General features: G+C 66.6%; 27 protein-coding genes. 10 read left to right on the forward strand and 17 right to left on the reverse strand.

The annotated features are described in order from the left end of the window. Positions 1–14 precede the first annotated feature (14 nt). Positions 15–587: a TetR family transcriptional regulator gene (locus JVX90_RS12835; protein WP_205329140.1), complete on the reverse strand. Its 573-nt coding sequence runs from the start codon at positions 585–587 to the stop codon at positions 15–17. A 65-nt stretch (positions 588–652) separates the two neighbouring features. On the opposite strand from JVX90_RS12835, the gene JVX90_RS12840 reads away from it, so the two are divergent. Further along, positions 653–1,225 (forward strand): dihydrofolate reductase, encoded by a 573-nt coding sequence (locus JVX90_RS12840; protein ID WP_205329141.1) that lies wholly within the window; start codon positions 653–655, stop codon positions 1,223–1,225. 19 nt (positions 1,226–1,244) lie between these two features. Beyond that, on the forward strand, positions 1,245–1,820 hold the full coding sequence (locus JVX90_RS12845; RefSeq protein WP_205329142.1) for a dihydrofolate reductase family protein: 576 nt from the start codon (positions 1,245–1,247) through the stop codon (positions 1,818–1,820). On the opposite strand, the gene JVX90_RS12850 is transcribed toward JVX90_RS12845, so the two are convergent. The 5 genes from JVX90_RS12850 to JVX90_RS12870 form a co-directional block, all read right to left on the reverse strand. Next, a complete protein-coding gene (locus JVX90_RS12850) occupies positions 1,802–2,149 on the reverse strand; it encodes a thiamine-binding protein (RefSeq protein WP_205329143.1) in 348 nt (115 codons plus the stop codon). The two genes, JVX90_RS12845 and JVX90_RS12850, sit on opposite strands and share 19 nt — an antisense overlap. A 3-nt stretch (positions 2,150–2,152) precedes the next feature. After that, positions 2,153–3,406, reverse strand: coding sequence for an acyltransferase (locus tag JVX90_RS12855; RefSeq protein ID WP_240193896.1), 1,254 nt, complete (start codon positions 3,404–3,406; stop codon positions 2,153–2,155). 127 nt (positions 3,407–3,533) lie between these two features. After that, the gene (locus JVX90_RS12860) at positions 3,534–3,812 is read right to left on the reverse strand and encodes a hypothetical protein (protein ID WP_205329144.1); all 279 of its coding nucleotides are present in this window, start codon (positions 3,810–3,812) and stop codon (positions 3,534–3,536) included. Between the two features lie 68 nt (positions 3,813–3,880). Further along, on the reverse strand, positions 3,881–4,369 hold the full coding sequence (locus JVX90_RS12865) for a carboxymuconolactone decarboxylase family protein (protein WP_205329145.1): 489 nt from the start codon (positions 4,367–4,369) through the stop codon (positions 3,881–3,883). A gap of 2 nt (positions 4,370–4,371) precedes the next feature. Beyond that, positions 4,372–5,484, reverse strand: coding sequence for a dihydrodipicolinate reductase (locus JVX90_RS12870; RefSeq protein ID WP_205329146.1), 1,113 nt, complete (start codon positions 5,482–5,484; stop codon positions 4,372–4,374). A gap of 81 nt (positions 5,485–5,565) precedes the next feature. On the opposite strand from JVX90_RS12870, the gene JVX90_RS12875 reads away from it, so the two are divergent. Next, positions 5,566–6,162 carry a DUF1707 domain-containing protein gene (locus tag JVX90_RS12875; RefSeq protein WP_205329147.1) on the forward strand — a complete coding sequence of 199 codons (597 nt, stop codon included), beginning with the start codon at positions 5,566–5,568 and terminating at the stop codon, positions 6,160–6,162. A gap of 17 nt (positions 6,163–6,179) precedes the next feature. Here JVX90_RS12875 and JVX90_RS12880 read toward each other — a convergent pair whose 3' ends face one another. Genes JVX90_RS12880 through JVX90_RS12890 form a run of 3 tightly spaced genes read right to left on the reverse strand, consistent with a single transcriptional unit; the run spans position 6,180 to position 10,084 of the window. After that, the gene (locus JVX90_RS12880; RefSeq protein WP_205329148.1) at positions 6,180–7,835 is read right to left on the reverse strand and encodes an ABC-F family ATP-binding cassette domain-containing protein; all 1,656 of its coding nucleotides are present in this window, start codon (positions 7,833–7,835) and stop codon (positions 6,180–6,182) included. Next, positions 7,765–8,583, reverse strand: a complete 819-nt coding sequence (locus JVX90_RS12885; RefSeq protein WP_205329149.1) for a cytochrome c oxidase assembly protein — start codon at positions 8,581–8,583, stop codon at positions 7,765–7,767. The genes JVX90_RS12880 and JVX90_RS12885 overlap by 71 nt, the downstream gene beginning before the upstream one ends. Positions 8,584–8,638: 55 nt before the next feature. Further along, on the reverse strand, positions 8,639–10,084 hold the full coding sequence (locus JVX90_RS12890; RefSeq protein ID WP_205329150.1) for an MFS transporter: 1,446 nt from the start codon (positions 10,082–10,084) through the stop codon (positions 8,639–8,641). 97 nt (positions 10,085–10,181) lie between these two features. Between JVX90_RS12890 and JVX90_RS12895 the strand changes: the two genes are divergently transcribed. Then, positions 10,182–10,892: a TetR/AcrR family transcriptional regulator gene (locus tag JVX90_RS12895; protein ID WP_205329151.1), complete on the forward strand. Its 711-nt coding sequence runs from the start codon at positions 10,182–10,184 to the stop codon at positions 10,890–10,892. Here the strand turns inward: JVX90_RS12895 and JVX90_RS12900 are convergent. Next, positions 10,876–12,252, reverse strand: a complete 1,377-nt coding sequence (locus JVX90_RS12900; RefSeq protein ID WP_205329152.1) for a PLP-dependent aminotransferase family protein — start codon at positions 12,250–12,252, stop codon at positions 10,876–10,878. The two genes, JVX90_RS12895 and JVX90_RS12900, sit on opposite strands and share 17 nt — an antisense overlap. Positions 12,253–12,382: 130 nt before the next feature. Here JVX90_RS12900 and JVX90_RS12905 point away from each other — a divergent pair, with 130 nt between their 5' ends. Then, positions 12,383–12,847 carry a GNAT family N-acetyltransferase gene (locus JVX90_RS12905; protein WP_205329153.1) on the forward strand — a complete coding sequence of 155 codons (465 nt, stop codon included), beginning with the start codon at positions 12,383–12,385 and terminating at the stop codon, positions 12,845–12,847. Between the two features lie 80 nt (positions 12,848–12,927). Here the strand turns inward: JVX90_RS12905 and JVX90_RS12910 are convergent, their stop codons facing one another. Then, positions 12,928–13,206: a hypothetical protein gene (locus tag JVX90_RS12910; protein WP_205329154.1), complete on the reverse strand. Its 279-nt coding sequence runs from the start codon at positions 13,204–13,206 to the stop codon at positions 12,928–12,930. A gap of 1 nt (position 13,207) precedes the next feature. Beyond that, positions 13,208–13,528 (reverse strand): hypothetical protein, encoded by a 321-nt coding sequence (locus JVX90_RS12915; RefSeq protein ID WP_205329155.1) that lies wholly within the window; start codon positions 13,526–13,528, stop codon positions 13,208–13,210. A gap of 221 nt (positions 13,529–13,749) precedes the next feature. Between JVX90_RS12915 and JVX90_RS12920 the strand changes: the two genes are divergently transcribed. Beyond that, entirely contained in the window at positions 13,750–14,088 is a 339-nt protein-coding gene (locus tag JVX90_RS12920) for an HNH endonuclease (RefSeq protein WP_040519158.1), read from the forward strand. A 108-nt stretch (positions 14,089–14,196) separates the two neighbouring features. On the opposite strand, the gene JVX90_RS12925 is transcribed toward JVX90_RS12920, so the two are convergent. Further along, positions 14,197–15,048 carry a 3-hydroxybutyryl-CoA dehydrogenase gene (locus JVX90_RS12925; protein ID WP_008375748.1) on the reverse strand — a complete coding sequence of 284 codons (852 nt, stop codon included), beginning with the start codon at positions 15,046–15,048 and terminating at the stop codon, positions 14,197–14,199. Between the two features lie 173 nt (positions 15,049–15,221). On the opposite strand from JVX90_RS12925, the gene JVX90_RS12930 reads away from it, so the two are divergent. Genes JVX90_RS12930 through JVX90_RS12945 form a run of 4 tightly spaced genes read left to right on the forward strand, consistent with a single transcriptional unit; the run spans position 15,222 to position 18,865 of the window. Further along, positions 15,222–16,007 carry a hypothetical protein gene (locus JVX90_RS12930; protein WP_008375749.1) on the forward strand — a complete coding sequence of 262 codons (786 nt, stop codon included), beginning with the start codon at positions 15,222–15,224 and terminating at the stop codon, positions 16,005–16,007. A 40-nt stretch (positions 16,008–16,047) separates the two neighbouring features. Beyond that, the gene (locus JVX90_RS12935) at positions 16,048–17,322 is read left to right on the forward strand and encodes an MFS transporter (protein WP_205329156.1); all 1,275 of its coding nucleotides are present in this window, start codon (positions 16,048–16,050) and stop codon (positions 17,320–17,322) included. Positions 17,323–17,339: 17 nt separating this feature from the next. After that, a complete protein-coding gene (locus JVX90_RS12940; protein WP_008375751.1) occupies positions 17,340–17,849 on the forward strand; it encodes a nitroreductase family deazaflavin-dependent oxidoreductase in 510 nt (169 codons plus the stop codon). Then, a complete protein-coding gene (locus tag JVX90_RS12945) occupies positions 17,846–18,865 on the forward strand; it encodes an LLM class flavin-dependent oxidoreductase (RefSeq protein WP_205329157.1) in 1,020 nt (339 codons plus the stop codon). Before JVX90_RS12940 ends, JVX90_RS12945 begins: the two co-directional genes overlap by 4 nt. 1 nt (position 18,866) lies before the next feature. Here the strand turns inward: JVX90_RS12945 and JVX90_RS20585 are convergent, their stop codons facing one another. The 4 genes from JVX90_RS20585 to JVX90_RS12960 all read right to left on the reverse strand — a co-directional run bounded on the left by JVX90_RS20585 (position 18,867) and on the right by JVX90_RS12960 (position 20,599). Then, complete coding sequence (locus JVX90_RS20585) at positions 18,867–19,031, reverse strand: YdeI/OmpD-associated family protein (RefSeq protein ID WP_240193898.1); 165 nt, start codon at positions 19,029–19,031, stop codon at positions 18,867–18,869. A 141-nt stretch (positions 19,032–19,172) separates the two neighbouring features. Next, positions 19,173–19,406: a hypothetical protein gene (locus JVX90_RS20590; protein WP_240193899.1), complete on the reverse strand. Its 234-nt coding sequence runs from the start codon at positions 19,404–19,406 to the stop codon at positions 19,173–19,175. Position 19,407: 1 nt separating this feature from the next. Continuing rightward, positions 19,408–20,172, reverse strand: coding sequence for a CPBP family intramembrane glutamic endopeptidase (locus tag JVX90_RS12955; RefSeq protein WP_205329158.1), 765 nt, complete (start codon positions 20,170–20,172; stop codon positions 19,408–19,410). Between the two features lie 25 nt (positions 20,173–20,197). After that, positions 20,198–20,599, reverse strand: coding sequence for a hypothetical protein (locus JVX90_RS12960; RefSeq protein ID WP_205329159.1), 402 nt, complete (start codon positions 20,597–20,599; stop codon positions 20,198–20,200). Positions 20,600–20,613 lie beyond the last annotated feature (14 nt).

The raw sequence follows: 20,613 nt of genomic DNA on the forward strand, positions 1-20,613 counted from the left end.
GAGGACCGTCGGTGTCAGACGGCGAGCGCTCGCCGGACCAACTCCTCAACGACCGCATCGACCTCTGACGTCCTGAGCAGGTCGGGCAGCGTGAGTCGCTCGAGAATCAGCCAGTTGAGCGCGAGATACAGGATCAGGACCGACTGCTCGTCCCCCGGCAGCCCCGACGCGATGTGGTTGGCCTGGTTCTCGTCGATGTCACGACGGATTCGCGCCGTCAGCACCCGCTGCAGTTCTGGTCGGCGAGTCGACTCGAGGCGCAGTTCGAGCAGGGCGAGTTGGCCCGAGCCGAATGCGGTCACCCTGTCCACCAAATCGCGCATGATCTCGGTGTAGCGCTCCGGGGTGCGCGGGCCCTCGAGCGTGCCCGCTACGGTCGCCTCGTCGGGCAGCAGCCGGTCGTAGACGCGGCCTCCGATCTGCGTGAACAGGTCGTCACGGCTTGTGAAGTAGTTGGACGCGGTGCCGTTCGGCACGCCGGCCTCGGCGTCGACCGCGCGAAAGGTGAGCCCTCTGGCACCCGCGGAGGCGAGCACCTCGATCGCGGCGTCCACCAACGCCGTTCGGCGTGCATCGTTTTTCCTCATTGACACCACTCCAGACGTAGTACTACGTTCAAACCACTTCATCCATAGTAGTTCTGGGAGGTTCCATGCGAAAGCTCATCTACTACGTCGGCGCATCACTCGACGGATACATCGCCGGGCCCGAGGGCGAGATCGACTTCCTGCCCGTCAGCGACGAGTTCCTCGGGTGGATCACAGACCGCTACCCGGAGACTCTCCCGACCCACGTGAGACGTGCGATCGGCGCCGACGACCGTCCGAACAACGCGTTCGACACAGTGGTGATGGGTCGAGCGACATTCGAGCCCGCTCTGACGATCCCGACTACACGCCCGTACGGCCACCTCCGCGAGTACGTCGTCTCGACGACGATCGCCATCGACGACCCGGACGTCGAAGTGGTGCGTGACGGCCCGACCGCCCTGATCCGGTCGTTGAAGTCCGAACCCTCCGATTCGCACATCTGGCTCGCCGGCGGCGGCCGGCTCGCAGCTTCGCTGTTGCCCGAGATCGACGGCCTGGTGATCAAGTCGTACCCGGTGATCGCAGGAGGCGGGATTCCGATGTTCGCGGGCGGATTCGATCCGAGTGCCTTCGCCGTGACCGATCGCGAGCACTTCGCGAACGGCACGAGCGTTTCGTGGTTCGATCGTCGATGAACATCGACGAGAGGGACACATGACGCGCGAACTGGTCTACACGGGATTCATGTCGATCGACGGTGTCGTCGATTCGCCCGGCGGCGAGGCGGAGGGGCACAGCGCGGGCGGCTGGGTGCCGCGCACACCGTTCGTGCCCGAAGCGTTCGCCCTCAAGGGCGACGAACTCGCCGAGACGTCGGCACTGATGTTCGGCCGCCGCAGCTACGAGGCGTTCGCGCCGATCTGGTCGACGTCCGAGGACCACGCCGCCTATCGGGACCTGCCCAAATACGTCGTGTCGTCGACGCTGGACAGCGCTTCGCTGATCGACGGGTGGGGCGACATCACGGTGCTCCGCACCGTCGACGACGTCGCAGCGCTGAAAGCGGGTGACGGCGGTGCGATCTTCATTCACGGCAGCGCCGAGCTGGCTCGCGGCTTGTCGGAGGCCGGCCTGATCGACCGGTACAACCTGCTCGTCTTCCCGGTCCTTCTCGGCGAGGGCAAGAGCATCTTCAGCCGTGTCGCCCAGACCGGGCAGGCCCTACGGCTGCGGGAGTCGGAGGCCTACTCGAACGGAGTGCTCAAAGTGGTTTACGACGTGGAGCGTTGATCGGACAGTTCGGCTTCCACGCGACTGACCTTGCCGTCGATCTCCCCGGTGTGGCCGGGGCGCACGTCCGCCTTGAGGACCAGCGAGACTCGCGAGCCGTAGCGTCCGGCTTCCTCGGTGGCACGCTTGACGACGTCCATCACCTCGTCCCAGTCGCCTTCGATCTCGGTGAACATGCTCGAGGTCCGGTTGGGCAAGCCCGATTCACGGACCACGCGAACGGCCGCTGCGACAGCGTCGTGCACACCACCCGAGTCGGTGTCGGCCGACCGGGAGACGGTCGGATCGGACGGCTCACCGGACGGTGCGACGGAGAAGGCGACGATCATGACTCAAGCCTCCGACACCGACCGCCGCCCGCGCAAGCGCGGCAGCGGAATACGGTCACGCGCCACGAGCCACTTGCTCACCGGCGTCCGGAGGAGCAGGTCGACGAGCGCCAGCGACAGCCCGAGCGTGACGACGATCAGCAGAATCGATCGGATCGTCGCCGAGTTCGGGAACCAGGTGAACAATGCGTCGAAGTACCCGATGCGGGCGAGGAGATCGAGTATCAGCGGGTGCACGGCGAACACGCCGAATGCCCGCAGGGTCGCAGCAGACACGGCACGGGCGCCCACTCGGCGTCCAGACTGCCGCAGCCCGTCCCACCACATCGCGCCCATCCAGAGCAGGACCAGACCACTCACCAGCCACGGCAGGAACACCGGGTTCCACGGTGTGGTGGCGCCGTCGGGGAGGCGACCAGGTCCCGAGGTCGCCAGAAACCACCCGATGCTGAACGACGCTCCGACCACCGAGGCCAGGACGACCCCGACGGCGTGTTCGCGAAGCCACTCTTCGAGCGCGGCACGGTTGTGGGCCGCGACCGCGCCGATCGCGACGAACAATGCGTACATCGGGAGCGTTTTCCACAGGTGCTGGTAGACGACCTCCCACACGGGACCGGAGGGGCGCGGAAGATACTGGTAGATCACGAACATCGCGGCCTGAACCACGGCCCCGACCCCCAGGATCGACCACGGGCGGTGCGCGGCACGGTCCAGGACGGCGCCGATGAGCGGGAAGAACAGGTAGATCTGCATCGAGATCAGCAGGAAGTACAGCTGGTACTTGGCCTCGCCTGTGATCACCGACCGGCCGAGGTCGTCGGCGAACTGCCCGACGCCCGGGAACGGGTTGTCAGTGCCGAGGAGATGATCGGTGACGGAGTAGATCAACGTCCACGCGAGGTACGGCCAGACCACGAGCCCGAAGCGGCGACGCCAGAACTGCGTAGGCGTCATCGACTTGCCCTGCATCGACAGAACCAGCACGAACAGTGTCACGGCGACGAATCCGTAGCGCGTCAGATGCAGGAGCACACCGATGAGACCTGCGGCACGCAGCGTGTCGGGGCCGTTGTTGATTCCGTTCACACTGTGCGCCACCACGACGCCGGTGAACAGGAGCACCCGGACGAAGTCTGCGGTCTGCGCGCGTGGTGGGCGTCCCGAGCGTGATCTGGCAGGCGGGCGGTCGGCGACGGCTACAGCCGACTCGCCACTCCTCGTCGCCTGAGCTGTCTCATCGACGGCCTGCTCCACTGCCGGCACCTCCGGAAAGTCGTCCTGCCCGCCCCCGCGATCGAAAACCCCCGTCGCCGGAGTGTACAAACCGTTCCTGGCAATCGTTCACAGGAACGCGGGCGGGCGCGGCGACTCGTTCGCTCGTTCAGCGGGATGTGCGCGCGCCGACTCCGACCGCCGCGAACCGGTCGACCGCCCACGCCGCGACGACGATCGCGCCGAGGTGTCCGAAGACGTCGAGCATCCGGTCGGAGTCGGCCGCCGCGTCGAGGACCCGACCCGTGCCGGCCCCGATGAGGTATCCGATCCAGGCTCCGACCACGCCCAACAGCACCACCCACGCCGCCGCACGACGGTGGACTGCGGCTGCGACCGCCGCGAAGAGAAGGCCGATGGCGGTGACGGTGATCGTCGGAAGAAGCATGTCTTCATGCTCGTCCGGCCGGCGCACCTCGACATCCGGGCGATCCCCGAGGGAGCCCCTGATTTGTGCTAACCGGCGACGTGACTCGGCAGGACGCACACCTCATCGAGTCCGAGCACACGATTGAGCCGACCGAACGACAGCCAGGAGCCGAGGCACATGGAGAGTTCGACGATCTCGGTGTCGGAGTACTGCGCTCGCATCCGGTCCCAGAACTCGTCGTCGAGGCCGTGATGGTCGGTGGCGAATCGTTCGGCGTACTCGGCGGCGAGGCGTGCGCGGTCGTCGAACGCGTCGGTCGTGCGCCAGTTCTCCACGGCGGTGTCGAAATCCGCTTCGACTTTCACACCGTCGCGATCGGTTCGGAAGTCCTGACAGAACAGACAGCCGTTGATCTGTGCGATCCGCAGCCTGGCGGCCTCGAACTCGCGCAGGCCGAGCGTCGTGTGCTCGTAGACGCTGGTGGCCAGGCGTGCCGCCGCCTGCCCGATGCCGGGGACCATCTCGCCCCACACGTAGCCGATCGGGTCTTTGCCTTGAGGGATGTCGATGAACATGCTCACTTCTCTCGTCGTGGGTGCAGGTAGGTACTGGGAGTCAGGGGGACGTCGAGTCCGTCGTAGAGATCGGGGTCGGCGTCGCGTAGCCACGGGATCGCGTTGACAAGACGGTTTGCGGCGGTCGCGTTTCCGCCTGCCGACCGATTGCCGCCTTCGTCGGTGGCCTCGACGTTGATCTCGATCCTCGGTCGACCTTCGACGATCACCCGATGGGCGCCGTCACCGCCGTCGGCCGGCATCGGCCAGTCGTGCGCCACGTCGCCGGTGATTCGTGTGACGTGCTCGACGACGATCAGCGGTTCGCCGTCGACGATCCCCTGGACCTCAAATCGCAGGGCGCCTTGCGTACCGTCGGCGAATTCGCCGAGCGCGGTTGTGACGGTCGCAGTGAGCGGCCGGCGGTCGACGACTTCCCGGAGTTCGTCGATCTCCACGCCGAGCGCTCGCGCGATGAGACGGATCTGGCCGCCCCACACCATGGAGGGGACGCCCGGCATCACCATCGGAGGGTCGTAGTCCATCGGCTGGCCCATGCCGACGATGTACCGGACGGAGTCCTCGGCGTCGTATGTCGAATAGTCGAAGATCTCCTGGCACCGGATCTGATCGATCTCCGATCCGAGTCCGCTGACGAGGGCGGGCAGCAAGTCGTTGCCCCACCCGGGGTCGATGCCGCTGACGAACAACGACGCCCGGCCGTCTCGGCATGCCTTCGCCACCGGGTCACGCACTTCCGGCGGCGCGTTGCGGTGATCGTAGAGCGCGTACACGGACGAGCTCACGACAACGGCTCCCGCTGTGAGCGCGCGGATGATGTCGGCGACGGCGTCATCGGGTCGAAGCTCACCGTTCGCGGCATACACCACGGCACCCGCGCCGTCGAGTGTTGCGAGGGCGGCGTCGACGTCACGAGTGGCAGTGACGTCGAGGTCACGTCCGGCGCCCGCGAGCTCACCCGCGTCGCGGCCGTCCTTCGCTTCCGATGACACGATCACCGCGGTCAGTTCGAGTCCGGGGTGAGCGGCGACGGCCCGAATCGCGGCCCGCCCGACGTTGCCCGTCCCCCACACGACAACCGGGATCGGAGAATAGAACACGTTACTGTTCGCCATGTGTATGGAGCATAGGCTCTCACCTGCGTCGCCGTCGCCCGTTTGGTCGGCCTGGCGCACGATCACGCTAGGGTGAGGCTCATGGGCACCGAAGACGACGACGTCCGCGTCGGAAACCCCGAACGAGAGCGAGTGATCAGCCTCCTCAACGACGCGTTCTCAACCGGATACCTCGACATCACAGAGTTCGAGGAACGCACCGGCGTCGTCTATTCGGCACGGACGCGTGGAGAGCTCAAACCACTCGTCGCCGACCTGCCGAACGGGTCCGCCCTGTTCCACGGTTCAGCGATCGCCGGATCCGCGATCAGCGCCTCTGGTCCGCTTGTCGGCGGTGGGCAACCGCTCGAGCTGAACATCGACTGGGACACGGTCCGAAAGAAGGGTTCGTGGCAGGTACCGCCGCGACTGTCGGCGACAGGCTCGATGGGCAACCTCCACATGGACGTCCGCAGGGCGACGTTCACAACAGCGGTCGTCGAACTCGAACTCCAGGTCTCGGCGAGCACAGTCAAGCTGCGCCTCGGCCCCGACCACGAGGTCCGCTATGACGAACTGTCCACATCGGGATGGTCGGACGTCAAAGACAAGGCGGGACCCCCGGCTCGACCGGGCGGGCGGGTGATCATCGTCCGCGGCTCCTTGTCCGCGGCGTCGGCGTTGACGATCCGCCGCTGAGATCGACGGCCCGGACGTCAGAGCTCGGCGACGAGCCCGTTCTCGACGTGCCAGCGCCGGTCGACGTTCACGTTCGCCAGCATCCGGCGGTCGTGTGTCACGAGCAGGAGCGCACCGTCGTAGGACGCGAGGGCCGATTCGAGCTGTTCGATGGCGGCGAGGTCGAGGTGGTTGGTCGGCTCGTCGAGGACAAGCACATTCGTTCCCCGTGCCTGCAGCAGTGCGAGTGCCGCTCGCGTCCGTTCCCCAGGCGACAGATCGTCCACCGGGCGGTCGACGTGATCGGCTTTGAGACCGAACTTGGCGAGCAGAGTCCGCACATCGGCAGTCGTGTAGTCGGGCACGAAGCCCTCGAACCGCGCGGCCAGCGGTTCGTCGCCGGTGAAGAGGCCACGAGCCTGATCTATCTCGCCGATCGCGACGTTGGCGCCGAGCGCCGCCGAGCCCTCGTCGGGTTGTGAGCGCCCGAGAATCAGGCGCAACAGCGTCGACTTCCCGGCGCCGTTCGGCCCGGTGATGCCGATGCGCTCACCTGCGTTGACCTGAACCGACACCGGGCCCAGAGTGAAGTCGCCCTGCCGCATCACGGCCTCGTTGAGGGTGGACACAACCGAACTCGAACGCGGGGCCGCGCCGATACTGAACTCCAGGACCCATTCCTTACGCGGTTCGACGACCTCTTCGAGCCGCGCGATCCGACTCTCCATCTGTCGAACTTTCTGCGCCTGCTTCTCACTCGACTCGGTCGCCGCCTTGCGCCGATTCTTGTCGTTGTCCGGCGCCTTCTTCATCGCGTTTCGGACCCCCTGGCTCGACCACTCACGCTGGGTTCGTGCACGTCCGACGAGATCGGCCTTCTTGTCGGCGTACTCCTCGTACTCCTCGCGCCGGTGTCTGCGGGCCACTTCACGTTCTTCGAGATAACTCTCGTACCCGCCGCCGTACACGGTGTTGGTGTGCTGCGCGAGATCGATTTCGAGCACCCGGGTGACACTGCGCGCCAGGAACTCGCGATCGTGGCTCACCAGGACCACGCCGCCCCGCATTCCGCGCACCACGTCTTCGAGACGTTCGAGGCCATCGAGGTCGAGGTCGTTGGTCGGCTCGTCGAGCAGGACTATGTCGAATCGGGAGCACAACAGAGCGGCGAGTCCGACACGTGCGACCTGCCCACCGGACAGGCCCGTCATCAGCGCAGATTCCGGGGCCACGTCGCCGGTGTCGAGGCCGAGGTCGGCCAGCACAGCGGGCAGCCGTTCGTCCAGATCGGCGGCACCGGTCGCGAGCCAGTGATCGAGGGCTGCGGCGTACACGTCCGCCGCATCGGCGGGAGCGTTCTCGTCGCCGAGGACGGCGGCCGCAGTGTCCATCGCACGGGCCGCGGCGGCGCATCCCGTACGACGGGCCACATACTGACCGACGGTCTCGTCGACTACCCGCTCGTGTTCCTGTGGAAGCCAACCGATGAATGCATCGCTCGGTGCGCGCGAGACCGTTCCGGACAGTGGAGCCAACTCCCCCGCGAGAATCCGCAGCAGCGTCGACTTGCCCGCACCGTTGCTTCCGACGACACCGACCACGTCGCCCGGCGCGACGGTGAGATCAAGCCCCTCGAACAAGATGCGGTGCGCGTAGCCTCCGGCGAGATCCTTGGCGACGAGGGTTGCAGTCATGGGACTCATCGTGCCATCGGACGGCTGCAACCCCGAACAGGCCGGCAGCCCCACCGACCGACATCAAGACGACGCCGTCCGCCGTCGAAGCGCCGCCCCACCCTAATCCGGCAGCGATGGTCACACCCACTGCGACCATTCCGGCGCCCGCTCGCCGTGCGCTCATCCGTCGAACGGCCTCCGATGCTCGGGATCCGCCCGATCCGATCCCGAGCACCGCCGAGTAGAAGCCGACACCGCACACCGCCATATAGAGCGCCACGGCGACGTGAGCGGCGACAGATCCACCGAGCACCGCCATGAGCGGTGTGAGCAACATCAGCGCCATCGACAGGACGTATTCGACAACGGCCCACCCGACCGACCGGTGGCCGTGCAGCCTTCGAAGCATGAGCACCACGCGGCGGGCTCGACGTCGATCATCCGGTGAGCATGAACGTAGGATCAGCCGGAGCGGGCGGGCCAGCACGAGGAACGCCGGGGCGACCATCATCCCGACGACGTGGCCGACCATCACTGCGGGACCGTAGGCGACGGCGAGCGTCGACCACGCGACGCCGATCGTGCCCACAGCGAAGAACCAGAACCTACGCACCGGCCACCGGACGCCGCCGGCTTGAGACGCGATGACGCCGTACGCCAAGATCGCGGCGAGACTCACGAGAACGGTCAGCGCAAGCACCGGAGACGCCCCGTCTGGCACTCCACCGAACGGATCGGTGACCCGATGCTGACCGTGCGCGTTCACCTGATCAGCAGATCACCTCCGTCTGCCTTCCGCAGCAGTTATGGACGATCGCCGGTCAGTGCTCGTCGACGGTCTTCGCATCCGTGAGTGTCAGGGCGCCCCAGGTGGCGATCACTCCGACCACGACCGCGAGGACCGCATAGGTGAGGCGTTCACCGTCGAAGAATGACTGGACGAGTTCACCGCTCCACTCGCCGACGGGCAGGTTGGCGGTGACCAGCGCGGCGATCATGGTGCCGATGAGCGCGGTTCCGACACTCGTGCCGACTTCTTGTGCCGTGTCGTTGAGCGCTGCACCGATCGACGTGCGGTTCTCCGGCATGGCGTCGACGAGTGCCACCGCACAGATCGTCATCACGGTGCGCAGTCCGATGGTCATCAGAACCATGCTGATCGCGATGACGACGTAGCCGTGATGGACTCCCCATGCCATCGCGGCGAGTGCGACGGTGAGGAAGCCTGCGCCGACCAGGCACGCGATGCGATGCCCAAACCGCTTGGCGAGGTATTCGGAGAACGGGGTCGCGACGATCATGGTGACGATCATCGGCAGGTTTGCCAGGCCTGCGCGCACCGGGCTCCAGCCGTAGGCGTATTGGAAGTGCAGAATCAGGCCGAACATGACACCCGCCATCGCGATCGAGGTGCCGACCTGAGCGATCGCTGCACCCCGCACCGTTCCGCTGGAGAAGAGCCTCAGGTCTAGCATCGGCTCAGCAGCGCGCCGTTCGTGTCGCACGAATCCGATGCCTGCCGCGACCGCCGCGACCGCGCAACCCCATGTCCACGGTGACGCCCATCCGTGCTCGACGCCCGCGGTGAGCGTGTAGCAGCCGAGACCGATGGCCAGGATGCTCAAGGCGGCGCCGGGCAGGTCGAGCCGATCCGAGGTGAGATCTTCGGGCCGGTCCGCGGGCACCCCGAGCCGCACGCCGATCCACGCGACCAATGCAATCGGCGCGTTGACCAGGAGCAACCACTCCCAGCCGACGTGAGCGAGTGCTGTGCCACCGAGCAACGGTCCGAGGATGAATCCGCTCATGCCGACGACGATCATCAGTGTCATGGCTCGCATGCGGAGGGCCTGGTCGTCGAACAGCCGGAAGACGAGCGAGTTGGTGATGGGCGCCATCGCCGCAGCCGCGAGACCTAGCAGCGCACGCAGCGCGATCAGCTCGCCGGTTGAGGTGACGGCGACCACCCCGACGCTGATGATGCCGAAGGCCGCGAGTCCGATGAGCAGAACTCGGCGTCGGCCGAGGCGGTCGGCCATCGACCCGGCTGTCAGCAGGAGCCCGCCGAACGTCAACGAGTAGGCGCCGGAGACCCACTGCAGCGCGGTGGTGCCACCGCCCAGATCTCGACCGATGGTCGGCAAGGCGATCGTGAGGAGCGTGTTGTCGACCATCTCGACGAAGAACGCGAGACAGAGCGCGAACAGCGGAATCCATGCCGCACGAAGCGACGTGTAGGTACGTGGGGACTCGGTGGTGGTGGCCATCGTCGATCCCTCCCTTCTTATCGAACAGCGTTCGGTTATCGAACGACGTTCCATAGAATAGAACAGCGTTCGATACCATGCAAGGGAGGAGGTTCTGATGACTGCCGCACAAGGCGCACCTGCGCAGAAGACGACACGGCGACGCCGCGCATCCCACTCGATGGAGACGGTGATCGGCGAGGCCGTCGCCATCCTGGACGAAGCCGGAGAACCGGCGTTGACGTTCCGCGCGCTTGCCGCACGGCTCGGCGGAGGGGTGGCCAGCATCTACTGGTACGTCCAGAACAAGGACGAGTTGCTCGACCGTGCGACCGACCACGTGCTCGGCGAAGTACTCGCGGTGACCGACGAGTTCATCGACACCGACGACCCGATCGCCGACGTCCGGCGAGTGGGCGTCGCGCTGTTCGACACCGTCGCCGACCGCCCATGGCTCGGCGGGTATCTGATGCGCGACACCGGCGTTCAGCCGAACGGACTAGCCCTCTACGAGACGATCGGCCGTCACGTGATGCGCCTGGAGCTGAATCCTCGCGACACGTTCCACGCCGTGTCCGCCATCCTCGGGTTTGTCATCGGCACGGCGACCGACCTCGGGCAGCAGATCCCGAAAGAGGTTCTCGATGGCACCGTGACCGGCGCGGAGTACCTCAAACGGTTCGCCGATCAATGGCGAGCGCTCGACCCGCAGGAACACCCGTACGTCCACTACATCGTGGACGAGTTCGACGGCCACGACGACCGCGACCAGTTCACCGCCGGTCTCGACCTGCTTCTCGACGGCTTACGGCTCAAAGCACAGCGCTGAGACGGCGCACCCCTTCATCGATCTGTGCCGGCGTGGCAGCTCCGAAGGAGAATCGAAGGAACGACGCGGGCGGCTCGTCGACGAAGAAGTGCCGGCCATCGCCGACGAGCACCCCCGCTGTGTCCGCCGCGGCGCACACGGCAGTCGAATCCACTCCGTCGGGCAGGCGCGCCCAGAGGTGAAGACCGCCCCTGGGAACAATCGGAATCCTCAGCTCAGGCAGTGCCGCGCGAAGAGACGATACGAGGGCGTCACGCCGCGCGGTCAGCTCCGGTCGTATGCGTTTCAGGTGCCTCGGCCACGCATTCGACGTCAGCAGACTCACCGCCACCTCCTGCATGAGAGGCGCGACGCAGAGGTCGTCAGCGGTCCTCGAGGCACGGAGCCTACGACCGGCAGGCCCCCTGGCGATCACCGCACCGACCCGCATCCCGGGCGACACGGGCTTCGACAATGTCACAATCGTCACGATGTGGCCGTCAGGGTCGAGCGCAGACAGTGGAGCCGGCGTCACCCCCTCAAGGCACAGGTGCCGTGACCAGTCGTCCTCGACGAGGAACGCGCCGTGTCGACGGGCGAGTTCGACAACCTCCAACCTGCGCTCGGCCGTCAAGACCGCACCTGACGGATTCGCGAAGTTCGGCTGCAGGTAGGCAACCCGCGCTCGCGTCCGCTCCAACGCGTCGCCGAGAGCATCGACCCGAACTCCGCCGCCGTCTGAGGGCACCGACGCCAGTCGCAGACCAGCACTCTGCGCCGCGATGATCGCGCCGGGATAGGTTGGGCTCTCGGTCAACACCGTGGCCCCAGGTTCGGCCAGAGTCCGCAGCACAGAGACGAGCGCTTGCTGGCCGCCGGACACCACAAGCACATCGTCGGGATCGGCACGGAAGTCCGCGGCGATCACTCGCCGGAGCTCCGGGAGGCCGGCGGAATCCGTCATCGCCCATGCATGCGAAGACTTCGCGGCACGCGCAGCGATCCGACGGATGTCGTCATTTGGTTGCAACTCAGACGCGAGATAGCCCCACGAGAGAGGGATCCTTCCGGCACCCCCGTAACCGCCGAGCCGCGAAGCACGTCCTTCGTCGACGCGCTTCGGCCCCAGCGCCTGAGACTGCCAGGCGAAGTCTGGATCAACATTCGGCCCGACTTCGGCGACGAACGTGCCCCTCCCCGGCTCTGAGCGCACCAGCCCGTGCGCGGCGAGCTCAGCCAAAGCAGCAGAGACGGTACCCGCGCTGGCGTGAAGCGTCGACGACAGCGTGCGCACTCCCGGAAGCTTGTCGCCAGCGTTCATCGTCTTGATCCGCCCCCTGAGCAGGTCGGCAATTTCAGACGACCTGTTACTCTCAATCATGAGACCAGTAGATAACGTTACTGCGAAATTCACAAGTCCGTTACCTCGCCTTCGCGGCCCGCCGATTGTCGTTCGCCCACTTCATTCACCTGACGCGCGATTCCGCGCCGAATCTTCACAAGGAGCCCTCATGGCGAACACTTCAACAATCACCATTCGACCCCTGCTCGTCTCGGACGAGGCTCGTTGGCGCGATCTGTTTCGCGCATACCGCGAGTTCTACCTACTACCCGAGTCGGAGGCCGTCGTGTCGACGGCATGGGGCTGGATGATGGACCCTCGGCACGAGTGCAACGGACTGGTCGCGGAGTCCAACGAGACAGTCGTCGGTTTTGCACATCACCGGCGATATTCGTCGCCGTACACCGCGACCACCGGGATCTTCCTCGACGATCTGTTCACTGTCCCAGCGGCACGAGGACAGGGCGTCGGGCGCGCGCTGATCAACCGGCTCACGGACATGGCGGCTTCCGAGGGGCGAGCCGCGGTCCAGTGGGTGACGGCTGAGGACAACCTCCAGGCCCAGGCGCTCTACGGCACCTTGGCAAGCCGCACGAAGTGGGTGACGTACGAGGTCCAACTCACGAGTCAGTGACGTGACTGTCGGTCGGCTGCGCACATCGGGTTTGCCGCAGCCGACCGCAGATCGCTGCCGGGAAGGCTTCTCGGAGGAACCTAGAGCGCGTCGAGGCGATTCCCGAGTTCGGTGTATTCGGGAAGCCACCCGCTGCTCGCCGCGATCTCGCACAACGGCCCGGTCGGGAGAAACCAGAACCTCACGTCGGCCAAGGACGCGACGTCGCCCGACCGCACCGCTGCGGCCCGCTGGTCGAGGATTCCGACGAGCTCGTCGCTGGTGTCGAAAGTCGACTGCCACGACAGGTCGTGCGACCGACTTCGAACGATGTCGGCGGTCTCCTCGACGACGTCCGCGACGGCCCTCAGATCGGTCACGCTACGAGCCACCTGCCAAGCCGATCAACCCGAGCGCCACGAGACCGACCGCGACGGTCGAGACAACGACTCGGGTTCGACGCCGACGCGCACGGACGAACGTCACTCCCCAGATCGCGGCGAGAATCAGCAGAGCCACGGTCCACATCAACCATTCAACCGACAGAGCGAACGAATTGCTGGCATCAAGCGATCCGCCCGGCGTTCGCTTCGCGCTCCACCTCATCAAGACGACGCCTCCGGTCGACGCGCCGATCACTGTGGATCCACCGACCGCCACCGCAGTCGAGACTCTGCCTGCGAGGTCGCGTGCGGGTTCCATGGCGGTCGAGTCTATGTCTTCCCCCTCCCGACCGGCCGCTTGGGGAAGCTGTTCGACCGGCACGTCGCCGGTCGCGGGCCTTGGTCACGATGGCTGCGTGATGGGCGCCGAGCAGGGCGGCCATCCATGGATGGCCGTCTGCGCTCGGCCTTCGCCCACACGGTCGTCGCGGTGGTGACCGCGCGGGCGGTCGTCCTGAGCGGCGCGGCTACCGTCGAACAATGCCACCTCGCCCCCGCGCCGCCAGATACGCTCGCCGCCGGAAGCTGCGGATGGCGCAGAAGGATCACGATCTCACCGCAGAACAGTGGGCATCACTGCAGGACGAGTGGGGCGGGTGCGCATATTGCGGCGCGGCAGGGCCCGGGCTGCAGAAGGACTGCATGCTGCCCATCTCGCGCGGTGGCCGATACACGCTCGACAACGTCGTCCCGAGCTGCCGTTCGTGCAATTCCAGCAAGTGCAACGCCGAACTCACCACGTGGATGCGTCGCAAGAAGCTCGACGAACGGCTGTTCCTCGAGCGGCACTACCTCATCCGCCAACGCCTGGCGGAGTAGAGCTTCTCGACTGCGCTCGAAGAACCGAGGAGACGACCGAAGAACCGCGAGGAAGACAGCACGACGCCCGCACCGGAATCCGGTGCGGGCGTCGCGGCGAGTCGGGCGCTACGCGCTGTAGTCGTAGAACCCGCGGCCGGTCTTGCGGCCGAGGCGTCCGGCGTCGACCATGCGACGAAGGAGTGCCGGGGGCGCGTAGTGCGGCTCGGCGAACTCGGCGTACAGCGATTCGGCGGCCGCCAGGCAGATGTCGAGTCCGACGGTGTCGCAGAGGGTCAGCGGACCCATCGGATAGCCGCAGCCGCCCTTCATCGCGGCGTCGATGTCCTCGGCGCTGGCGTAACCCGAGTCGTACATGCGGATCGCCTGGCACAGGTACGGGATGAGCAGGGCGTTCACGATGAAGCCCGAGCGGTCGCCGGCCTGGACCGTGGTCTTGCCGAGGACGTTCTTCGCGTACTCGGTCACCGACGCTGCGGTCTCCGGAGCCGTGGTGAGTGCCGAGATGATCTCGACCAGCGGCATCACCGGAACCGGGTTGAAGAAGTGGACACCGACCACGCGCTCGGGATGAGCGGTCGCAGCAGCGATCTTGATGACCGGGATCGACGAGGTGTTGGTCGCGAGGATCGCATTCTCGCTCACGACGGCGTCGAGCTTGGCGAAGATGTCGTGCTTGATGGCCTCGACTTCGGGCGCGGCCTCGATCACGAGCTCGCGGTCGGCGAACAGGTTCACGTCGAGGGTCACGGTGACGCGCGCGATGGCGGCGTCGGCGTCCTCCTGCGAGATCTTGCCCTTGGCGACGCCACGGCTGATGGACTTCGAGATGCGCGCCGCTGCCGCGTCGGCGAACTCCTGCTTGGTCTCCAGCACGAGGACGTTGCTGCCGGCCTTCGCACACACCTCGGCAATGCCTGCACCCATGGTGCCGCCGCCGATAACGCCGATGAGATTCACATTGACTCCAAACCGTCACGGGCCGCCGTCGGACGACCGGGATTCTTGCTTCTCGCCTGACAACAGTAGTGCCCGCATCCCGACTGCTTCAGTTCGGAGGGCTTGATCAATACCCCCCTGGGGTATATGTTGATCTCAGTGTCCACCCGGACACGCCACCGAAGGAGAAGGCAATGAGCACAGGTCACGACCACAATGCGCACGCAGCACACTCGACCACTCCGGGCGGCGTCCTCGTCGCCGACGCCGGACTCCGCCTGGTCCTCGGCACCACGATCGCGAGTGCAGGCCGACATTCACTCGAGTTCACCGTCGTCGACGGCGACGGCACCCCGGTCACGGACTACGTCGAGCAGCACGACAAGGACCTGCATCTGATCGCCGTCCGACGCGACCTCGCAGGCTTCCAGCACGTTCACCCCGTCCGCGACGCCGCAGGCGTGTGGCGTACCGACGTGGACCTCACCGCGGGCGTGTGGCGGATCCTCGCCGACTTCACCGCGGCCTCGATCGGTCGCGGAGTCACGTTGGGCGCCGACCTGTTCGTAGCCGGAGAGTTCACGCCGGAGCCGCTGCCCGCCGTCTCCTCCGCAGTCACGGCGGACGGCTACACGGTGATCCTCGACGGCGGACTGACACCGCAGGAGGGCCGGACGTTGACGTTCCGCGTGGAGCGCGACGGAGCCCCCGTCACCGATCTCGAGCCGTACCTCGCCGCCTACGGGCATCTGGTGGCACTGCGTTCAGGGGACCTCGCGTACCTGCACGTACACCCCGACGGTGCACCCGGCGACGGCGTGACCGAGCCGGGACCCGCAATCACCTTCCACGCGACCGCGCCATCGGCAGGCGACTACCGGTTGTTCCTCGACTTCAAGCACAACGGCACGGTTCGGACCGCTGAGTTCACGGTCTCGGCCGAGACTCCCCCTCACCACGGTCACCATCACCACCACTGACCCTCCGTCCCCAGCACAAGAGACTCGAAAGGCCCACGTCATGGCACTGTTCGCGATTCGCGACTACCGGCGGCTGTTCGGCGCGCAAGTGATCGCGCTGTTCGGCACCGGGCTCGCGACCGTCGCCCTCGGGCTCCTGGCGTACGACCTCGCGGGGTCCGATGCAGCGGCTGTTCTGGCCACTGCGCTGACCATCAAGATGGTCCTGTACGTCGTGATCGCGCCGATCGCCGCGGCCTACGTGGACCGCCTCCCCCGCCGCGCCTTCCTCGTCACGCTCGACGTGATCCGGATGGCGGTCGTCGTGGCCTTGCCGTTCGTCACCCAGGTGTGGCAGGTGTATGTGCTGGTGGCGCTCCTGCAGGCGGCGTCGGCTGCGTTCACTCCGACGTTCCAAGCGGTGATCCCCGACGTCGTCACCGACGAGGCCGACTTCACCCGCGCGCTCTCGGCGTCCCAGGTCGCCTACACGATGGAGAGTCTGCTCAGCCCGGTCCTCGCAGCCGTCGCCCTCACGTTCATGTCGTTCAACACCCTGTTCGTGGGCACCGCCGTCGGGTTCGGTGTCTCTGCGCTGCTCGTCCGGGCCGCGACCGTGCCGAACGCACGACCCACCGCGTCGTCTGGCGCCCTCGAGAAGATCGTCGCCGGTGTTCGCACGTTCATACGCACCCGTGAGCTCCGCGGTGTGATGGCGTTGAACCTGGTGGTCGCGTCGGCAGGCTCGATCGTGGTCGTGAACACCGTGAACCTCGTTCGCGACCGACTCGGCGGCGACCAGGCCGGCGTTGCGTGGATGCTCGCTGCGTCAGGATTGGGCACACTCACGGTCGCACTCGTCCTGCCGAGGATCCTCGATCGGCTCGACTCCGAACGCCCGGTGATGATGACCGGTGCCGCCGTGCTCGTCGTCGCCACCGCGGTTGCGGCAGCCGCGGCAGTGTCCGGCACGGCGTCCACCCCGCTCATCGCCATTCTCTGGTCGGCGATCGGCGCAGGCATGGCGGCGATCGTCACTCCCACCGGTCGGGTGATCCGCCGCGTGGTCGATGCCGACGACATCCCCACCGGGTTCGCCGCACAGTTCTCCCTGTCGCATGCGGCGTGGTTGCTCGCGTACCCGATCGCCGGGTGGATCGGCGTGTCGGCAGGCCTCGAGATCGCCTGGCCGATCCTCGCCGCTTTCGCCGCGATCGGGGCCGTCGCCGCGGTGATCGTCTGGCCGACCGGCCGGCCGCGCCCGGTCCGGACAACGACCCCCGTGGTCGACGCGGAACTGGTGGGTGCAGCCTGCGCCTGTTGCCGCGCGGTTTGAGCGCATACGCTGAGCAGATGACATCTCCGCAACCGTTCCCCGACGTCCGATGGGGCGCCGAGAGCAGTGTCCTGCGAGCTCCGATGGTGAAGTTCGCGTCAACGGCCGCCGGGTCGGCGACGATCAAGGCGCTGGCCCCGCTCGACCGTTGGGTGCTCGGCAAGACCCGAGGCCGGTTCACCGCACTCGGGCCCATCGGCGCACCGACTCTGCTGCTGGCGACGACGGGCGCGAAGTCCGGTGCGCGGCGGGTCCAGCCGCTCCTCTACTACCGCGAGGATCCGGACATCTTCGTCATCGGGTCGAACTTCGGCGGCGACCGGCATCCCGCATGGACGTACAACCTCCTCGCGGGTGGACCGGCGTCGGTGATCATCGGCGACGAGATCCCGGTGACGGCGACCCTCATCGATGGTGCGGACCGCGAGCGGGTCCTGGCGGGTTTCATCGAATCGATGGCGGTCTACCAGACGTACCTCGGGCGCACGGACCGTGAACTCCGCATCTTCCGATTGACCGCGGCGTGAGCATCGAATTCGGACTCGACACGTTCGGCGGGGTGACGATCGACGACGACGGCCGACCCGTCGATCACCCCACCGTGATCCGCGACCTCGTCGAGGACGGTGTTGTCGCTGATCAGGCAGGCCTCGACTTCTTCGGGGTCGGCGAGCACCACCGCCCCGATTTCGCGGTGTCGAGCCCCGAGATGGTCCTGGCCGCGATCGCGGCGCGCACCTCGCGCATCAGGTTGGGATCGGCGGTCACCGTACTCAGCTCCGACGACCCGGTCCGCGTGTTCGAGCGTTTCGCGACGTTGGACGCCGTCTCGAACGGTCGTGCCGAGATCGTCGCCGGACGCGGGTCGTTCATCGAGTCGTTCCCGCTGTTCGGCTACGACCTCGCCGACTACGACGTCCTGTTCGACGAGAAGCTCGATCTGCTGTCGCGCCTTCTGCGGGAGAAGCCCGTCACCTGGGAGGGCACCACGCGGACGGCCCTGACCGACCAGCGCGTGTACCCGACGACCGCGAACGGCATCCCGACCTGGGTCGGCGTCGGCGGGACTCCAGAGTCGGTGGTGCGGACCGCGCAGTACGGGTTCAACCTGTTCCTGGCGATCATCGGCGGACCTCCCGATCGCTTCGCCGCCTACATCGATCTGTTCGACCGCGCGCAGGACCAGTACGGCACGCCGCGGGCAAAGGTCGCCGTGCACTCGCCGGGTCTGGTCGCCGACACCGACGATCAGGCTCGCGAGCTCGCTTACGACGGCTGGTTCGCGATGCGCACCACGATGGGACGCGAGCGCGGTTGGCCCCCGCCGACGCCGTCGGACTTCGAGAACGAGATCGTCGACGGCTCGTTGTACCTCGGCTCCCCGGAGACCGTCGCGACGAAGATCGCCCGCACATTGTCGGTGTTGAAGGTCGATCGATTTGATCTCAAGTACGACCAGCCGGTCCCGCACAGCGTCCAGCGTCGTTCCATCGAGTTGTACGGCGACCAGGTGATCCCGCTGGTCAAGGACATGCTGGGCTGATTCACGCTCGCAAGTCGGCGACCGCCTTGGCGATGAGAGCGGCCCGACGATCGGGGGTCCGTGCCTTCAGGATCTGAAGGATGATCGCGTAGCGGTCCGACCGACCGAGCCGGTCGAACGCGGCGAGCGCGTGCGAGTCCGCGGCAAGCGCAGCAACAAGATCCACGGGTGCCTCGGCAGTCCGCTGGGATTGATAGGCGGCGTCCCATCGACCGTCGGCCTTCGCTCTGGCCGCCTCCGCGTATCCCGCGGGCCGTACTCGGCCTGCGGCGGCGAGTGCGTCGAACTTGTCGACGTTGATCTTCGACTACGAACTGGTCGGCCGTCTCGGCGAGTAGCGCTGCAGGAACGCGTCGTCGTCGTGCGACTTGCGCTGACCGTCGATCCAACCGAAGCAGAGGGCTCCGTCGAGCGCGTCGGCGATCGTGATGCCGGGGAGCGTCGAGCGGGCCTTCCTGATCCGCAGCCAGGCGTCGGGCGCCGTGCTGTGGTTCTCGTCGAGCCAGGCCTCCCACTCGTCGCCCGACGTGAACTCGAACATGTCAGCGGCTGGTCTCGATGGCGTTCCGGCGCACCAACAGGAGCACCGCCAGAACTGGATAAGCGAGTATCGGCGCGAACGTCCCGACGTACGCTGTGCTAGCCAGACTGCCACTGAGCAGGGCGAAGTCGAAGAGTCCATGCAGGACCGAGTTCACCGCGTTGCTGCCCGAGACCCGTCGGGTCAGGTAGAAGAAGTAGCCTGCGAGGCCGACGATGATCGCCTGCGGAATCGCCGATGCCCCGTGGCCGACGATGTTGCTCAGGTGGACGACTCCGAAGATCAGGCTCGACCAGAGTGCGACGCGGCCTTCCGTGAGTCCGTGCCGACGTAAGACTGTGACTCCGATGCCTCGGAACATGCCTTCCTCGCCCCAGCCGACGAACTGCGTCGCGATCAGCAGCACCAGCGTGAACACCAGCCCCTTGTCGGCCAGAGCACCGTAGTCGATGCCGAGGAGGATCGCGATCCCGAGTATCACCGGAACCGCCCACACCCATCGATTCACAGGTTTGTCGTCGACGAATACCGAGCGAGTCCATCCCAGGCCGGCGATGACTCCATAGGTGAAGACGAGCGCCAGGCCGATCGGGATCAGTGTTGTGAACACCACTCCGCGAGTGGTGTCCATCGAGTCCTCGCCTGCGGCATTGCCGATGAGCAGGCCACCCGCTTGCAGGAGCAGTAGATAGACCACCACGATCGCCGCGAAACCGAGGTAGGTGAGATTCCGTCCGGGATACGGCCGATCGCCGCCTGTCGTCATCGGGCAAGAATAAGTCGGGCAGCCGTCACATGCCCGACGTTCGGCAGTTCTTGGCGGCACCGCGCAGTTCCTGAGCCTCGGCCGGTCCGAAATCCCACGGCAGGGCCATCTCGAGCGCCGCGAGCACGTCCGTATGCGACGGTGACTCGTCTGCCGAAGCGTCGGCAAGGGCTCGGTGGTATCCCTCTATCGCCACCACTGCCGTGGCGGGGTCCGTGCGCCACAACCACGCGAGAATCACGCCGGCGGGGTCACCGGCGTTGAAGAAGCCCGCGCGTGCGAACTCGCCGAGCGGATCACCCGCCGCCTGTAACGGCGATCGCGCCCGGAACCTCGAACGACGGACAGATGTCTCGGCCTCCCACAACCAGAACGTCGCCAGCAGCAGGTCCAGGACTTCCTCCGGCACCGCGACGTCGCGACTCACATGGCCCTCCCACG

It is taken from the genome of Gordonia sp. PDNC005 (assembly GCF_016919385.1).
In the GTDB taxonomy this organism is placed as follows: domain Bacteria; phylum Actinomycetota; class Actinomycetes; order Mycobacteriales; family Mycobacteriaceae; genus Gordonia.

Bases quoted from the DNA above. Each gene is read 5' to 3' on its own strand.
- JVX90_RS12835 (WP_205329140.1), bottom strand. From the start codon at position 587: ATGAGGAAAAACGATGCACGCCGAACGGCGTTGGTGGACGCCGCGATC.
- JVX90_RS12840 (WP_205329141.1), top strand. From the start codon at position 653: ATGCGAAAGCTCATCTACTACGTCGGCGCATCACTCGACGGATACATC.
- JVX90_RS12845 (WP_205329142.1), top strand. From the start codon at position 1,245: ATGACGCGCGAACTGGTCTACACGGGATTCATGTCGATCGACGGTGTC.
- JVX90_RS12850 (WP_205329143.1), bottom strand. From the start codon at position 2,149: ATGATCGTCGCCTTCTCCGTCGCACCGTCCGGTGAGCCGTCCGATCCG.
- JVX90_RS12860 (WP_205329144.1), bottom strand. From the start codon at position 3,812: ATGCTTCTTCCGACGATCACCGTCACCGCCATCGGCCTTCTCTTCGCG.
- JVX90_RS12865 (WP_205329145.1), bottom strand. From the start codon at position 4,369: ATGTTCATCGACATCCCTCAAGGCAAAGACCCGATCGGCTACGTGTGG.
- JVX90_RS12870 (WP_205329146.1), bottom strand. From the start codon at position 5,484: ATGGCGAACAGTAACGTGTTCTATTCTCCGATCCCGGTTGTCGTGTGG.
- JVX90_RS12875 (WP_205329147.1), top strand. From the start codon at position 5,566: ATGGGCACCGAAGACGACGACGTCCGCGTCGGAAACCCCGAACGAGAG.
- JVX90_RS12880 (WP_205329148.1), bottom strand. From the start codon at position 7,835: ATGACTGCAACCCTCGTCGCCAAGGATCTCGCCGGAGGCTACGCGCAC.
- JVX90_RS12890 (WP_205329150.1), bottom strand. From the start codon at position 10,084: ATGGCCACCACCACCGAGTCCCCACGTACCTACACGTCGCTTCGTGCG.
- JVX90_RS12895 (WP_205329151.1), top strand. From the start codon at position 10,182: ATGACTGCCGCACAAGGCGCACCTGCGCAGAAGACGACACGGCGACGC.
- JVX90_RS12900 (WP_205329152.1), bottom strand. From the start codon at position 12,252: ATGATTGAGAGTAACAGGTCGTCTGAAATTGCCGACCTGCTCAGGGGG.
- JVX90_RS12905 (WP_205329153.1), top strand. From the start codon at position 12,383: ATGGCGAACACTTCAACAATCACCATTCGACCCCTGCTCGTCTCGGAC.
- JVX90_RS12915 (WP_205329155.1), bottom strand. From the start codon at position 13,528: ATGGAACCCGCACGCGACCTCGCAGGCAGAGTCTCGACTGCGGTGGCG.
- JVX90_RS12920 (WP_040519158.1), top strand. From the start codon at position 13,750: ATGCCACCTCGCCCCCGCGCCGCCAGATACGCTCGCCGCCGGAAGCTG.
- JVX90_RS12930 (WP_008375749.1), top strand. From the start codon at position 15,222: ATGAGCACAGGTCACGACCACAATGCGCACGCAGCACACTCGACCACT.
- JVX90_RS12935 (WP_205329156.1), top strand. From the start codon at position 16,048: ATGGCACTGTTCGCGATTCGCGACTACCGGCGGCTGTTCGGCGCGCAA.
- JVX90_RS12940 (WP_008375751.1), top strand. From the start codon at position 17,340: ATGACATCTCCGCAACCGTTCCCCGACGTCCGATGGGGCGCCGAGAGC.
- JVX90_RS20590 (WP_240193899.1), bottom strand. From the start codon at position 19,406: ATGTTCGAGTTCACGTCGGGCGACGAGTGGGAGGCCTGGCTCGACGAG.
- JVX90_RS12955 (WP_205329158.1), bottom strand. From the start codon at position 20,172: ATGACGACAGGCGGCGATCGGCCGTATCCCGGACGGAATCTCACCTAC.